The organism is Oerskovia enterophila, assembly GCF_044748475.1.
GTDB lineage: Bacteria > Actinomycetota > Actinomycetes > Actinomycetales > Cellulomonadaceae > Oerskovia > Oerskovia enterophila.
This window is the reverse complement of sequence record NZ_JBIVFZ010000003.1, coordinates 780,979-794,953: the sequence shown is the minus strand read 5'-3', so window position 1 is coordinate 794,953 and position 13,975 is coordinate 780,979. Positions and strand designations below refer to the sequence as shown.

15 protein-coding genes are annotated in these 13,975 nt (G+C 72.2%); 9 read left to right on the top strand and 6 right to left on the bottom strand.

What is annotated here, in order from left to right; genetic code table 11:
- Positions 1 to 23: 23 nt before the first annotated feature.
- The 7 genes from ACIPWA_RS12880 (at position 24) to ACIPWA_RS12850 (ending at position 8,512) form a co-directional block, all read left to right on the top strand.
- Entirely contained in the window at positions 24 to 1,073 is a 1,050-nt protein-coding gene (locus tag ACIPWA_RS12880; RefSeq protein ID WP_068627384.1) for a lipoate--protein ligase family protein, read from the top strand.
- 350 nt (positions 1,074 to 1,423) lie between these two features.
- Positions 1,424 to 2,731, top strand: coding sequence for a sugar ABC transporter substrate-binding protein (locus tag ACIPWA_RS12875; RefSeq protein ID WP_068627365.1), 1,308 nt, complete (start codon positions 1,424 to 1,426; stop codon positions 2,729 to 2,731).
- A gap of 7 nt (positions 2,732 to 2,738) precedes the next feature.
- Positions 2,739 to 3,746, top strand: coding sequence for a carbohydrate ABC transporter permease (locus tag ACIPWA_RS12870; protein ID WP_056654494.1), 1,008 nt, complete (start codon positions 2,739 to 2,741; stop codon positions 3,744 to 3,746).
- A gap of 86 nt (positions 3,747 to 3,832) precedes the next feature.
- Positions 3,833 to 4,669: a carbohydrate ABC transporter permease gene (locus ACIPWA_RS12865; RefSeq protein ID WP_369819027.1), complete on the top strand. Its 837-nt coding sequence runs from the start codon at positions 3,833 to 3,835 to the stop codon at positions 4,667 to 4,669.
- The gene (locus ACIPWA_RS12860) at positions 4,666 to 6,228 is read left to right on the top strand and encodes a glycoside hydrolase family 3 N-terminal domain-containing protein (RefSeq protein WP_400290668.1); all 1,563 of its coding nucleotides are present in this window, start codon (positions 4,666 to 4,668) and stop codon (positions 6,226 to 6,228) included. Before ACIPWA_RS12865 ends, ACIPWA_RS12860 begins: the two co-directional genes overlap by 4 nt.
- Positions 6,225 to 7,541, top strand: coding sequence for an anhydro-N-acetylmuramic acid kinase (locus tag ACIPWA_RS12855; protein ID WP_068627371.1), 1,317 nt, complete (start codon positions 6,225 to 6,227; stop codon positions 7,539 to 7,541). Before ACIPWA_RS12860 ends, ACIPWA_RS12855 begins: the two co-directional genes overlap by 4 nt.
- Entirely contained in the window at positions 7,538 to 8,512 is a 975-nt protein-coding gene (locus tag ACIPWA_RS12850) for an N-acetylmuramic acid 6-phosphate etherase (RefSeq protein WP_082848753.1), read from the top strand. The genes ACIPWA_RS12855 and ACIPWA_RS12850 overlap by 4 nt, the downstream gene beginning before the upstream one ends.
- A 101-nt stretch (positions 8,513 to 8,613) precedes the next feature.
- Here ACIPWA_RS12850 and ACIPWA_RS12845 read toward each other — a convergent pair whose 3' ends face one another.
- Together ACIPWA_RS12845 and ACIPWA_RS12840 are read right to left on the bottom strand one after the other, a co-directional pair.
- Positions 8,614 to 8,985, bottom strand: coding sequence for a hypothetical protein (locus tag ACIPWA_RS12845; RefSeq protein WP_056654500.1), 372 nt, complete (start codon positions 8,983 to 8,985; stop codon positions 8,614 to 8,616).
- A 196-nt stretch (positions 8,986 to 9,181) separates the two neighbouring features.
- Positions 9,182 to 9,952 (bottom strand): YggS family pyridoxal phosphate-dependent enzyme, encoded by a 771-nt coding sequence (locus tag ACIPWA_RS12840; RefSeq protein ID WP_400290664.1) that lies wholly within the window; start codon positions 9,950 to 9,952, stop codon positions 9,182 to 9,184.
- A gap of 177 nt (positions 9,953 to 10,129) precedes the next feature.
- Between ACIPWA_RS12840 and ACIPWA_RS12835 the strand changes: the two genes are divergently transcribed.
- The gene (locus ACIPWA_RS12835) at positions 10,130 to 10,519 is read left to right on the top strand and encodes a YccF domain-containing protein (RefSeq protein ID WP_400290661.1); all 390 of its coding nucleotides are present in this window, start codon (positions 10,130 to 10,132) and stop codon (positions 10,517 to 10,519) included.
- Between the two features lie 93 nt (positions 10,520 to 10,612).
- Entirely contained in the window at positions 10,613 to 11,302 is a 690-nt protein-coding gene (locus tag ACIPWA_RS12830; RefSeq protein ID WP_400290659.1) for a lipase family alpha/beta hydrolase, read from the top strand.
- A 16-nt stretch (positions 11,303 to 11,318) separates the two neighbouring features.
- Here ACIPWA_RS12830 and ACIPWA_RS12825 read toward each other — a convergent pair whose 3' ends face one another.
- The 4 genes from ACIPWA_RS12825 to ACIPWA_RS12810 form a co-directional block, all read right to left on the bottom strand.
- Positions 11,319 to 12,146 (bottom strand): alpha/beta fold hydrolase, encoded by an 828-nt coding sequence (locus ACIPWA_RS12825; protein WP_400290657.1) that lies wholly within the window; start codon positions 12,144 to 12,146, stop codon positions 11,319 to 11,321.
- Positions 12,147 to 12,307: 161 nt separating this feature from the next.
- The gene (locus ACIPWA_RS12820; protein ID WP_400290655.1) at positions 12,308 to 12,973 is read right to left on the bottom strand and encodes a hypothetical protein; all 666 of its coding nucleotides are present in this window, start codon (positions 12,971 to 12,973) and stop codon (positions 12,308 to 12,310) included.
- A gap of 70 nt (positions 12,974 to 13,043) precedes the next feature.
- On the bottom strand, positions 13,044 to 13,355 hold the full coding sequence (locus ACIPWA_RS12815) for a hypothetical protein (RefSeq protein WP_400290653.1): 312 nt from the start codon (positions 13,353 to 13,355) through the stop codon (positions 13,044 to 13,046).
- 5 nt (positions 13,356 to 13,360) lie between these two features.
- Complete coding sequence (locus tag ACIPWA_RS12810) at positions 13,361 to 13,639, bottom strand: DUF3892 domain-containing protein (RefSeq protein WP_400290651.1); 279 nt, start codon at positions 13,637 to 13,639, stop codon at positions 13,361 to 13,363.
- Positions 13,640 to 13,975: the final 336 nt, after the last annotated feature.

Genomic DNA, 13,975 nt, shown 5'->3' with positions numbered 1-13,975 from the left:
TCGCGCGACGTACCGTGGTCACCATGAGAGGCGAGTACAAGGTTCCCGGTGGCAAGCTCGTGGCGGTCGACGTCGAGACGGACGACGGGAGGCTGTCACGCGTCGCGCTGAGCGGCGACTTCTTCCTCGAGCCCGACGACGCCCTCGAGGACATCAACGCGGCCCTGACGGGGCTGCCCGAGACCTCGACCGTCGCCGACCTGACCCGGGCCGTCGAGTCCGTCCTGACGGACGACATCACCATGGTCGGGTTCTCTCCCGAGGCCGTGGCGATCGCGGTGCGCCGCGCGCTCGGCCACGCGACCGGGTGGGACGACCACGTCTTCGAGATCATCCACGAAGGGCCCGAGCAGCCCGCGATGCACCTCGCGCTCGACCAGGTGCTGACCGAGGAGCTCGACGCAGGGCGACGCCGCCCCACGCTGCGCATCTGGGAATGGGGCGCGCCGGCCGTCATCATCGGCTCGTTCCAGTCGCTCCGGAACGAGGTCGACCCCGCAGGGGCCGACAAGCACGGCATCACCGTGGTCCGGCGCATCTCGGGCGGCGGGGCCATGTTCGTCGAGCCGGGCAACACCATCACCTACTCGCTCACCGTCCCCGCCTCGCTCGTCGAGGGGCTGAGCTTCGAGCGGTCCTACGCGTTCCTCGACGACTGGGTGCTGGGGGCGCTCGCCGACGTCGGTGTCGAGGCGACCTACAAGCCGCTCAACGACATCGCGTCGCCGGCCGGGAAGATCGCGGGGGCCGCGCAGAAGCGGCTGCGCGGGGGAGCGGTGCTGCACCACGTGACCATGGCCTACGACATCGACGCCGACAAGATGCTCGAGGTCCTGCGCATCGGCCGCGAGAAGATGAGCGACAAGGGCACCAAGAGCGCCAACAAGCGCGTCGACCCCCTGCGATCGCAGACCGGCATGGCGCGCGAGGACGTCATCGAGGCGTTCAAGGCCCACTTCCGCTCGCGGTACCGCACGGTCGAGGGTGGCGTCACGCCCGACGAGCGGGCGCAGGCCGAGGAGCTCGTGCGCACCAAGTTCGGGACCCCGGAGTGGACCGCGCGCGTGCCGTGACGCGGTAGGGGCTGGGCGGCGGCCTGCCGGGCGGCCCGGCGGCTCCCGCCTGCCTGGCTGCCGTGTGTGCGCTGCGGCGCGAGCCCGTGCGCTGCGCGCCCGTGTGGTTACCCGGGGCGCGGTGTGCCCCCGCGTGCCCCCGTGCGACGCCCAGGTTAAGAACGTGTCACAACTTCGCGACCGGCTTCCCTCTGCCCCGTTGTGGCGGTAATCTTCACGAACACCCAACCTGATGTAAGTTTGTTTCAGAGTCGAAGGGGCCCGAGGATCCGGTGCCCCACGAACGATCAGGTCCGCAGGGACGAACGGCTGGCCGCGACGCGGCAGCCGACCAGAAAGGAAGTCACGGCATGCAGCGACGCAGCACGGTGGCCGTCACGGGCACACTCCTCCTGGCGCTCGGCCTCACCGCGTGTGGCGGCGGGGACAGCAGCAGCGGCGAGAGCACGGGGGACGCAGCCGCCGCCGACCACTCCGGCGAGACCCTCACGGTCTGGATCATGGAGGGCACCAACCCCGACGGGGACGCCTTCTTCGACGAGGTCACCACCGCCTTCAAGGAAGAGACGGGCGCGGACCTCCAGATCGAGTTCCAGCCGTGGGCCAGCGCCCACGACAAGTTCACGACCTCCATCGCGGGCAACACCACGCCGGACGTCGCCGAGCTCGGCACCACGTGGACCGGCGAGTTCGCCGACGTCGGCGCGCTGTCCGACCTCTCGGACAAGATCAAGGACGCGGGCCTCGAGGAGGACCTGGTCCCCGGGCTCGTCGAGTCGGGCACGCTCGACGGCGCCCAGTACGGCATGCCCTGGTACGCGGGCGTGCGCTCGGTCATCTACCGCAAGGACCTCTTCGAGGCGGCCGGCATCGAGGTGCCGACGACCTGGGCCGAGCTGCAGACCGCGGCCGAGACGCTCAAGGCCGCGAACCCCGGCCTCATCCCCTTCCCCATCGCGGGCGACAGCCAGTACGGCGCCATGCCCTTCATCTGGGGTGCAGGCGGTGACCTGGCCGTCAAGGACGGTGACACCTGGAAGTCCGAGATCAACTCCGCGGACTCCGTGAAGGGCCTCGAGTTCTACACCGGTCTCGCGACCGAGGCGGGGCTGTCCACCGCGGCGGCCACGACGTGGAAGGAGACCGACCTCCTCTCCAACTTCGAGCAGGGCAACGTCGGCATGATGATCTCCGGCAGCTGGACCCCCGGCAAGATCCTCACGGACGTCCCGGACATGGCCGACAAGATCGGCGCGTTCCCGATCCCGGGCGAGACCGACGGGCTGTCGGACTCGTTCCTCGGCGGGTCGCACCTGGGCGTCTTCGCGGCCAGCGAGAAGCAGGACCTCGCGTGGGAGTTCGTCGAGATGATGACCACGGGCAAGTTCGCCGAGGAGTGGGGCAACCAGTCCGGCTACTTCCCGGGTCAGACCTCGCTCCTCGAGAAGGTCATCGAGGAGAACGACCCGCTCGTCGCGCCGTTCGCCCAGCAGATGGTCGAGGCCGGCGCCTCGGTCCCGGTGACGCCGCTCTACGGCCAGATCCAGGGCAAGAAGACGGTCGAGACCATGCTGCAGTCGATCCTCTCGGGCAGCGCCACGGTGCAGGAGGCCGCCGACACGGCGGCCGCCGACATGAACGAGACCTTCGGGTCCTGACGAACCCATGGCAGATCTGCACTCGGTTCCCGGCGCGTCGGCCGACCAGCTGACGCGCCGGGCCCCGGCCCCGGCCCCCTCGTCCACCCCGCGCCGCCGTTCCGGCATGCACGGCCTGCTCGGCCACAAGTCCCCGCTGCGCCCCTGGCTGCTCCTGGCCCCCGCGCTCGCCGTCCTCGGCATCCTGCTCCTGTGGCCCCTGGTCCGCGTCGTGATGATCTCGCTGCAGGACTACGGCCTGCGCCAGATCGCCTCGGGAGAGTCGAACTACATCGGGTTCGACAACTATGCGGCGATCTTCGGCGACTCGTTCCTGTGGACCGTCGTCCTGCCCAACACGATCGGTTTCGCGGTCGCGTGCGTCGTGCTGACGGTCGTCCTGGGCACGGCCGTCGCGCTGTTCCTCAACAACCTCGGGACGTTCTGGCGCACGATCTGCTCGACCGCGATCATGGTCGCCTGGGCCGTGCCCGCGATCACCGGCACCTACGTGTGGATCTGGATCTTCGACCCGCTCAACGGTCTGGTCTCCTCGGTGCTCGACTCGGTCGGGCTGATCGACCCGGCGACCACCAACTGGTTCACCGAGCGTCTGAGCTTCTACGCGATCGCGACGCTCAACGTGGTGCACCACGGCTTCCCGTTCGTCGCGATCACGGTCCTCGCGGGCCTGCTGACGATCCCCAAGGAGCTGCACGAGGCCGCGATGATGGACGGTGCCACTCCCTGGCGCCGGTTCTGGGCCATCACCGCGCCCATCCTGCGCCCCGTCTTCGCGGTCGTCACGATCCTGTCGACCATCTGGGACTTCAAGGTCTTCACGCAGATCTACCTGATGCCGGGCGGCAACGGCGGCAACAAGGAGGTCTTCAACCTCGGCGTGTGGTCGTACATCCAGTCCTTCGCGCAGGGCAAGTACGGGATGGGCTCGGCGATCGCCGTGCTGCTCACCCTGATCCTGCTCGGGATCACCGTCGTGTACATGCGCACCCTGTTCAAGGAGGAGGAGCTGTGAGCGCCCTGACCGGTACCCCGTCCAGCACCCCGCGCGCTGGAGACCGCACGGGGGGTGGAACGGCCGACGAGCGTGCCCCGCAGGTCCTGCGGACCAAGGCGCGCAAGCGCCCCCTGCCCACCGCGGGCAAGGTCGTGGGCATCGTCGCGCTGCTCGTCTTCGCGCTGTTCCCGGCCTACTGGATGTTCTCCTCGGCGATCGACCCCGAGGCCGCGACCCGCGGGGCACGGATCCTGCCCGCGGGCGTCACGTGGGACAACTTCGTGACCGTGATCGACGACGGCGGGTTCGGCCAGTACCTCCGCAACTCGATCGTCGTGGCGATCGGCGCCGTCGTGTTCTCCTCGGTGCTCGCGCTGCTCGCCGCGGTGGCCGTGAGCCGCTTCAGGTTCCGCTTCCGCAAGTCGATCCTCGTGCTCGTCCTCATGGTGCAGATGGTGCCCCTCGAGGCCCTCGTCATCCCGCTGTTCCTCCAGATGCGCACCCTCGGCATGCTCAACTCGCTCCTGGGTCTGACGATCGTCTACATCGCCTTCTCGCTGTCGTTCGCGATCTGGATGCTGCGCGGGTTCGTCGCGGCCGTCCCGGTCGAGCTCGAGGAGGCCGCGTACCTCGACGGCGCCTCGTGGGGTCGCATGTTCTGGAAGATCCTGCTGCCGCTCGTCGCTCCGGGCGTCGTCGCCACGAGCGTCTTCTCGTTCATCACCGCCTGGAACGAGTTCATCTTCGCCCTGACCTTCCTGCAGCAGTCGGCCAAGTACACCGTGCCGATCGGCCTGCAGAAGTTCTTCGGCGAGAACACGACCGACTGGGGCGCGGTCATGGCCGCCTCGACCCTCATCACGCTGCCCGTGATCGTCTTCTTCGTCCTCGTGCAGCGCAACCTGTCCTCCGGCCTGACCGCTGGGTCGGTGAAGGGATGACCACCGTGCACCACGACGCGCTGCGCGCCGTCAACGGCGTCCTGCTCCCCGGTTTCACGGGGACGGACGCCCCGGCCTGGCTGCTCTCGGCCTGCGAGGAGGGCCTCGCGGGCGTCATCTACTTCGCGTACAACACGCCCGACGTCGCCACGACGGCCAGGCTCTCGGCGTGCCTCCACGAGGCCGCGCCCGACCTGCTGATCGCGATCGACGAGGAGGGCGGGGACGTCAGCCGGCTCGAGGCCGCCACGGGGTCGAGCATCCCGGGGGCCGCGGCCCTCGGCGTGATCGACGACGTGGACCTCACCGAGCGGGTCGGGCTCGCGCTCGGCCGCCTGCTCGCCGCGACGGGCGTGGACCTGGACCTCGCGCCCGTGCTCGACGTCAACTCCCGGACCGAGAACCCCGTGGTCGGCGTGCGCGCGTTCGGTGCGACGCCCGACCTGGTGTCCCGGCACGGGGCCGCATTCGTGCAGGGCCTGCACCGCGCCGGGGTCGGGGCGTGCGGCAAGCACTTCCCGGGTCACGGCGCGACCGACGTGGACTCCCACCTGTCGCTGCCCGTGGTCGACGACCCGCTCGAGACGATCCGCGAGCGCGACCTGCCACCGTTCGTCCGGGCCTTCGAGCCCGACGTCGCGATCGACTCGATCATGACCGCGCACCTGCTGGTCCCGGCGATCGGCCCGCGGCCCGTCTCGCTCGAGCCCGCGGCCGCCCTCGTGGCGCGTGAGCTGGGCTTCGAGGGGCCCATCATCACCGACGCCCTCGACATGGGGGCCGTCAAGGGAGCCGACGGGATCGGCGAGGTCGCCGTCCAGGCGATCGAGGGAGGCGCCGACCTGCTGTGCCTCGGCACGACGGTAGGCCGCGACGACGAGGAGCTGTTCCGCCAGGCGCAGAGCGCGCTCCTCGCGGCCGTCGAGCAGGGCCGGGTCACGGTCGAGCGCCTGCTCGAGTCCGCGGCCCGCACGGCGCGCACGGTGCGCCGGGTGCGCGAGCTCCAGGCGTCCACGGGCGCGACGTGCGGCCCGACCGAGGCGACCGCCGCGCTCGAGGCGCTCGCCGCCGTCGGGCAGGAGGCCGCCGAGCGGGCCGTGCGCACGCACGGACCCCTCGCACGCTTGGACCCCACCGGGCCCGCGCCCGACGTGATCGACCTGCGCCAGCGGTTCGACCACGCGGCCGGGCGCACCGCCCAGCACGTCCAGAGCGCGCTCCGTGCGACGTTCCCCGGCACCGAGGTCCACGTCTTCTCCGACCCGGCCGGGTGGGAGGCGACTCTCGCCGCGGTCTCGACGGCCCGGCCCGCCGGCGACCCCGTCCGCCCCCTCGTCGTGATCACGCGTGAACCCGTCCCCGGCAGCCGCGAGGCCGCCATGCTCGACGCCCTGCGCGCCGTGCGCCCCGGGCTCGTCGTGGTGCACACCGGGTTCCCCGACGCCGTGCCCGCCTGGTTCGGGGACGAGACCACCGTGGTCGTCGCGTGCGGCACCGGACGTGCCAACGCGCGCGCCGCCGTCGGGCAGCTGACCGTCACCGCGGAGGTGACCCGATGATCGTCCTCGGCCTGTCCTCCGGCACGTCGGTCGACGCGATCGACGCGGCCGCCGCCGACTTCCACCTGGGCCCCGACGGGGTCCTGCGCATGCGCCCGCTGGGGCACACCGAGTACGAGTGGCCCGCCGCGCTCCGTGAACGCATCCTCAAGGCGCTGCCGCCGGCCCCGGTCGACATGGGCGAGGTCACGCAGCTCGACACGCTCATCGGGCAGGAGTTCGGCCGCGCCGGACGCCAGGCCATCGACGACGTCGCTGGTGGGGACGTCGACCTCGTCGCGTCGCACGGGCAGACGCTCTACCACTGGGTCGTGGGCGCCCGTGCGCACGGCAGCCTCCAGCTCGGCAACGCCGCCTGGATCGCCGAGCGCACCCGCCGCCCCGTCATCAGCGACTTCCGGGTCGCGGACATCGCCGCGGGCGGCCAGGGCGCACCGCTCGTGAGCGTGCTCGACGCGCTCTGGCTCGGGCGCGACCCGCAGTCCCCGGACGGCGCGCCGGCCGGGCTCAGCGCGGCGCTCAACATCGGCGGGATCGCGAACGTCACGCTCGTCGGCGAGGTCGAGGCACCCGTGACCGGGTGGGACACCGGGCCCGGCAACTGCCTCATCGACCTCACGATGCGCCAGCTCACGGGAGAGCCGTACGACCGGGACGGTGCCCTGGGCGCGACCGGGACAGTGGACCAGGCCGCGCTGCGCGCGCTGCTCGACGACCCGTACTTCGCGGCCAAGGCGCCCAAGTCGACCGGTCGCGAGCTGTTCGACGCGACCTACGTGCCGCGCAAGCTCGCCGCGGTCCGCCCCGACCTCACGGGGGCCGACCTCGTCGCGACGCTCACCGAGCTCACCGCCGTGACCATCGCGGAAGGCCTGCTCTCGGTCGCGCAGGCTGCTGCCGGGCACGGCGCCCCGCGCGACCCGGCCCTCGGCGAGACGGACCCGCAGCGCGAGGTGCGTCGCGTCGTCGTCTCGGGCGGCGGGGCGCACAACCCGACCCTGCTCGCACGGCTGCGCGCCTACCTGCCCGAGGGGTGCGAGCTCCTCACGGCCGACCAGCTCGGCATGCCGATCGACGCCAAGGAGGCGTACCTGTTCGCGCTCCTCGGCTTCCTGTCGGCCCACGGGGTCGCCGGGACCGCCAAGGGCGAGCAGCGTCGACGCTCGACCGGGGCGCGCCGCGCGACCGTGCTCGGCTCGCTCACCCCGCCCACCCCGTTGATCTGGCCCGCGTTCACCGGGCCCATCCGCCGGCTCGTGCTGGCCAACACCCCGTTCGGGCTCGCCCCGATGCCGAAGGGAACGCACCGATGACCGACACCCGCCCCGCCACCCAGGGGGACCTCTCGGCCGGGCACGCCTCCGCCGCCGAGGACTGGCAGGAGGTGCTCCGGCTCGCGTCGCCGACCGAGGAGCGCAACCCGCGCACCACGGACATCGACCTGCTGCCCACGGCCGAGGTCGTGCGACGCATCACCGACGAGGACGCGGGCGTCGCGGACGCCGTGCGTGCCGAGGCCGACCGCATCACCGCGGCCGTCGACCTCGCCGTGGCCGCGCTGCGCGGCGGCGGCAAGGTCCACTACTTCGGGTCCGGCACGTCGGGCCGCCTCGGCGTGCTCGACGCGGTCGAGCTGCTGCCCACGTACGGCGTGGGCGAGGAGTGGTTCGAGGCTCACCTCGCCGGGGGCGCGGGCGCCATGATGCTCGCGGTCGAGGGAGCCGAGGACGACGTCGAGCTCGGCCGCGCGGACGCCGACGAGGTGCGCTCCGGCGACCTGGTCGTGGGTCTCGCGGCGAGCGGCCGCACGCCCTACGTGGGCGGCGCGTTCGACGTCGCCCGCGAGCGCGGCGCCGCGACCGTGCTCGTGAGCGCCAACCCGCAGGCGCGCCTCGCGTCGCGCGTCGACGTCGCGATCCTGCTCGACACGGGCCCCGAGGTCGTCACGGGCTCGACCCGCATGAAGGCCGCCACGGCGCAGAAGCTCGTGCTCAACACGTTCTCGACCGCGACCATGATCCGGCTCGGCAAGACCTACTCGAACCTCATGATCGACGTGCGCCCGACCAACCAGAAGCTGCGCGCCCGGATCGTGCGCATGCTCGTCCAGGCCACGGGGCTCGGGACCGACGAGTGCGAGCAGACCCTGCACCGGGCCGGCGGCGAGATCCACGTCGCGCTCGTCATGCTGCTCGCCGGCGTCGGCGTCGACGAGGCCCGCGAGGCGCTGCGCGGGGCCGGGGCGCCCGGCGTGCGCCGCGCGCTCGAGCTGCTGGGGGCCTGAGGACCGAGGCCGCCCGGGGCGTGCGCCGGACGAGCCCGCGCGCCTGACTGCTGTGCGCGCCGATCCCGGCGGTCGACCTCGACCGCCGGGATCCGTCGTCCCTACCGGGGCTCGGCCGCAGGGACCGCAGCGGGCAGCGCCGCGGCGACCTGCGCCTGGAGCTCGGTGATGATCGTCTGGGCCCGTGCCGCGCCGATCGCACCGGCCGCGATGCCCGTGCTCACGAGCGAGACCCGCACGATCGAGCCCGAGTCGCCGAGCGCGAACGTGCTGACCTGGATCTTCAGGTGCTGGCTGGCCTTGCCCGCGAACGCACCGAACAGCAGGGTGACCCAGCGGGTGCCCCGCTCGCCGTCGGCGCTGTGCGTGCCCGTCGGGGTGAGCCGGACGCCCGCCTCGGTGAGGGTCGCGTGGGCGATGTCGCGCGCCGCGTCCGGGTGGGCGGAGGTGTGGAGGTCGAGCGTGGAGGCCATGGTCTTCCGTTCGTCGTGGCCGAGCGCCCGACCCACAGGCAGGGCGGGCGCGTCCGAGGACGACGACGAGTATGGCGGCAACCGGTCGTGGTGAACAGCCCCGTCCGTCGGCGGGATCGACGGCAGTCCTGACGGACGGACGGCCGGGGGTACGGGGGCCGGTCAGCCTCGCCGGCGGGCCGGGCTTGCAGGCCCGTCAGCCGACGGGCGTGGTGACGGCCCGTGCCCCGAACACCGCGGTCCCCACGCGCACGATCGTCGCGCCCTCGGCGATCGCCGCCTCGAGGTCGCCGCTCATGCCCATCGACAGCTCACGCGCCTCTCCCGTCCCCGGGGCCCCGCTCGCGAGCACCTCGTCACGGATCTCGCGCAGCCGCTCGAACCCGGCGCGCACCAGCGCGGTGTCGGGGGAGTTCGCCCCGATCGTCATGAACCCCGTGAGGCGAAGACCCTCCAGGGCGGCGACCTGACGGGAGAGGTGCGCGGCGCCGTCGGGCCCCACCCCCGCCTTGGACCCCTCGCCCGACACGTTGACCTGGACCATGACGTCGAGCGTGCGGCCCTCACGCGCGCAGCGGCTCGCGAGCGCCGCGGCGAGCGCGAGCGAGTCGACCGACTCGACGCCCGTGGCCGTGGCCAGGACCTGGTTGACCTTGTTGCGCTGCAGGTGCCCGATCATGTGGACCCGGACGGAGCCGGCCGCGACCAGGTCGGCGAGGTCGGGGGCCTTGGCGACGAGCTCCTGGACGCGGTTCTCGCCGATCAGCGTCGCGCCCGCGGCGACGACCGCGCGGACCGCCGCGGCGTCCTGCGTCTTGGTCGCGACGAGGAGCTGCACCTCTTCCGGGTCCCGGCCCGCAGCCAGGGCCGCGGCGTCGATGCGCGCGCGGACCGCGGCGTAGCGGTCCGCGATGGTCGGGGTCGTGCCGAGAGGGGAGTCGCCGGGGGCGGAGCGGTGGGAGGACACGCGAGCAGTCTAGTTTTCGGCGGGCGCGCGCCGGGCAGGGGAGAGCCCTGCCCGACGGCGTCGCGCGCCCCGGGCGGACCGGTCGCGGCGTGCCGTGGGCCGGGCCGTCGCGGGGCTGCGCCCGTCGTGTGGCGCGGCCGGCCCGACCACGTGGCCGGGCTGGGGGAGAATCGGGGCATGAACGCGATCCTCAACGTCATCTGGCTGATCTTCGCGGGCCTCTGGCTCGCGCTCGGCTACGTCCTGGCCGGCATCATCTGCTGCGTCCTCATCATCACCATCCCGTTCGGGATCGCGAGCTTCCGCATCGCCGGCTACGCGCTGTGGCCGTTCGGGCGGACGGTCGTCGACAAGCCGACGGCCGGCGCGTTCTCCACGATCGGCAACGTGATCTGGGTGATCTTCGCCGGGATCTGGCTCGCGATCGGGCACGTGATCACCTCGATCCCGCTGTTCGTCTCGATCATCGGCATCCCCATGGGCATCGCCAACCTCAAGATGATCCCCGTCTCGCTCCTGCCGCTCGGCAAGCAGGTCGTGCCGACGAACGCGCGCTTCGGCGCCTGAGGCGTCAGGATCGGGTGGGAGCCGTCGACGTCGACGGTGACCTGACGTGACGACGACGGGAGAGCCGTGCGGGGTGGGAGCGGAGTCGAGGGGGTGCGTCCGAGCCTGAGCCTGCGACGCACCTGGTGGCGCGTGCTCGACTACGCCAGCGTGCTCCGTTGGCAGGCCGCGGGCATCACGTCCCGGGTGGACCCCGACGACCTGCGCGCCCCGGCACAGCCGGTCGGTCCTCCCGTCGTGCTCGTCCCGGGCGTGTACGAGTCGTGGCACTTCCTCCTGCCGCTCGCCACCCTGCTGCACGAGCACGGCGTGGCCGTCCACGTGCTCCCCGAGCTCGGCGACAACCGCCGGCCCGTCGCCGCCGGGGCCGCCGTCCTCGGCCGCTACGTCCGCGAGCACGACCTGCGGGACGTGGTCGTCGTCGCGCACAGCAAGGGCGGGCTCATCGGCAAGCTCGCGATGGTGCGCGACGACCCCGACGACCGGATCGCGTCGATGATCGCGATCAACACGCCCTTCGCCGGCTCGGCCTACGCGCGCTGGTTCGTCGCGCCCGCGGTCCGCGCGTTCATCCCGAACGACGCGACGATCGTGGCGCTGTCCGCCGAGCGGGCCGTGAACGAGCGCATCACCTCGGTGCACAGCCGGTGGGACCCGCACATCCCCGCGGGCAGCTTCCTCGACGGCGCGCAGGACGTCGTGCTCGACACCCCCGGCCACTTCCGCCCGCTCGCCGACCCCCGGCTCCACGCGCTGCTGCTCGAACGGATCGTCGGGGCGTAGGGCTTTCCGCGGGCGGTCAGTCGCGGGGGAGCTGCAGGACGCGGGTCAGGCCGGGGGAGTCCGGGTCGTCGACGATCTCGACGCCGTCCAACCAGGACCCGATCACGTGCGCGAGCTCACCGGGGTGGCTGAAGTTGATCGCGTGCGCGGCCCCCTCGATGAGGGCGACCGTGGTGTTGTCGCCCGCGAGGCGCCCCACCTCCCGCACGCGCGGAGGCGGCGGCATGAGCGGGTCCCTGCTGCCGATGACCGCGAGCGTGGGCACGGACGAGGTGATGATGCGCTCGAGCGAGGGGAACCTGGTCAACTCGCTGAACAGGTGGAACGTGTTGATCGGCCCGAACTTCACGTAGTCCGGCACCGCTACGCGCGCCATCTGCCGGCTCTCTCGCGGACCGTCGGCTGCGAGCTGCCGGATGGCCCGCCCAAGGCCCTGGTTGTGCACACCCCCGGCAGGGGACACGAGCACGATGCGCTCGACCCGGTCCGGAGCGCTGTGGGCGACCTCGAGGCTGATGGGGCAGCCCATCGAGTTGCCGACCAGGACCACCTTCTCGAGCTCGAGGGCGTCGAGGATCTTGACGAGCGCGTGCGCGAGGGCGGGGATCCCGAGCGTGTAGTCCCACCGTTCGCTCTTGCCGTATCCCGGCAGGTCGGGGACGACGTTCGTGGCCCGCGCGGCGAGCACCCGGGCCGTGGGCATGAGGTACGAGCCGGAGATCGCGAAGCCGTGCACGTGGACGATCGGCAGGGCGTCAGGGACGTCGGCGCTGCGCCGGTAGAACACGGGGTGCCCCTCGACGTCGACGGTTCCCTCGGTCCATCCCTCGCCATTCGCGACCATGAGACCGATCGTGGCACTGCGGCCCTGCGGGGGCCACCGGTGCGGGTCGGTTGCCGGGCACGGCCCGGTCGGTCGCCGAGCACGAGGTTGCGGTCGTCTCGGTGCCCAGAACGACCACAACCTCGTGCTCGGCGAGGCGGACCCCCGCCGATGCCTCGCGGTCAGCGAGCCGTGAAGAAGCTCGGCTCGCCCCACCCGGTGGTCGCGGTCCAGAGCCCCGGGGCCCCGGCGGGCACCGCGACGCAGACGTTGCCCTCGGCGACACCACCTGCGTAGAGCTCTCCGACCTCGTCGAGGTCGCCCGGGATGACACCGCAGTAGTCCTCGTAGGTGACCGAGTCGTCGCCGACGAACTTCACCGTGATGTCGAGCCACGGAGTGCCCGAGGTCGCGCCCTGGTAGGTCGCCGTCACGGGGACGATCCAGAACTCGAGCCCGGCCTCGGGCGGCGAGTTGAACTGGTTCTCGGCGCTGATCTCCCCCCAGGCCTCACGCGGCGTGCCGAGGACGAGGGACCAGTCCTCGTTGCTGACGGTCGTCCCGACGGGGAAGGGGTTGGCACGCGTCCCGCCCGCGGGGGCAGGGGGAGCTTCGGGGGTCGCCTCCGGGGCCGGCTCTGCGGCGGGGGCCTCGACGGCGGGCTGATCCGCGGCGTTCTCGTCCGTGGCGGTGAGGTTGTCCGAGCTCAGCCCGCAGCCCGTCAGGCCGACGGCGAGCCCGAGGGCGACCACGGCGATCGTGAGGTGGCGACGCGACCGCCCGGTGACGGTCGCGTGGGACCCGGTGGTCGGGTCGACGGACAGGGGGGCGGTGTCGATGTTCTTCATGGGATGTCCTTCGTGAGGGCCCGACGGCGGAGGTGCCGTCGAGAGGGTGGGCTCGGCCGGGTGCAGCGCGTCAGAAGCGCGGCAGGTTCCTGAGGTGTTCGGTCGTGCGGCCGTCGATCGTCGTCGCGAGCGTGCGACGTCCGTCCGGACCGATCCGGGCGACGACGTCGGCCTGGTGGTGGTTGCGTTCGTCGAACGTGCGGAAGCGCTCGCCGGAGACGATCCGGCGGTGGATGCCGATGACGCTGGTCGTGGTCGTCGGGCCTGTGGTCGTGACCGAGTGGAGGACGGCGACCACGTGCTCGGCCGCTTCTCCGCCCGGGGACGTGCCGGCGGTGTCGGTGTCGTGTGGCAGGGTGCGGATCGCGCGGATGAACGGCATGAGCGTCAGAAGCGCGGGAGGTTGAGCAGGTTGTTCGTCTCGCGGCCGTCGGCGACCGTGGCGACGTAGCGGGTCCCGGAGGGGGACGTCCGGGCGACCACGTCCGCCTGGGTTCCCTGAGGGCTCAGCGAGCGGAAGGCGTGACCTGAGTTGATCCACGCGTGGACCTGGTCGCGCGTGGCACGGGAGAGCTGGCCGGTGGTCGTCGTGGACCAGCCCAGCTCGGTGATGTGCTGGCTCGAGGTGCCCGGGTGAGCGACGCGGACGGAGCGGAGGTAGTTCATGGCTGGTCCTCTCGGGGACGGTCGGCCGGCTCGTGCGGGACGGTCGGGGAGGCCGGCGGCGTCAGCGAGACGCAGCGCGGACACAGCCCGCGGCCGTCGAGGATGCGGTAGACGTGTCCGCAACGGCACCTGACGTGGCTCATGCGTGCCCTCCCTTCCCGGCTCGTGGCCGGAGCGGTGATCACGGAGGTGATCGACTGAGACGAGCCTGGTCGAGTCGGAGTGCAAGTTCCATCACCACCTTGATAACCCGGCTTATCGCGGTGCATGGCGCGTGGGGGTTCGAGAAAGCGCTACTGTCCTTCCAGCGAGCTCGCCCGACGAGCTCGGTCACCT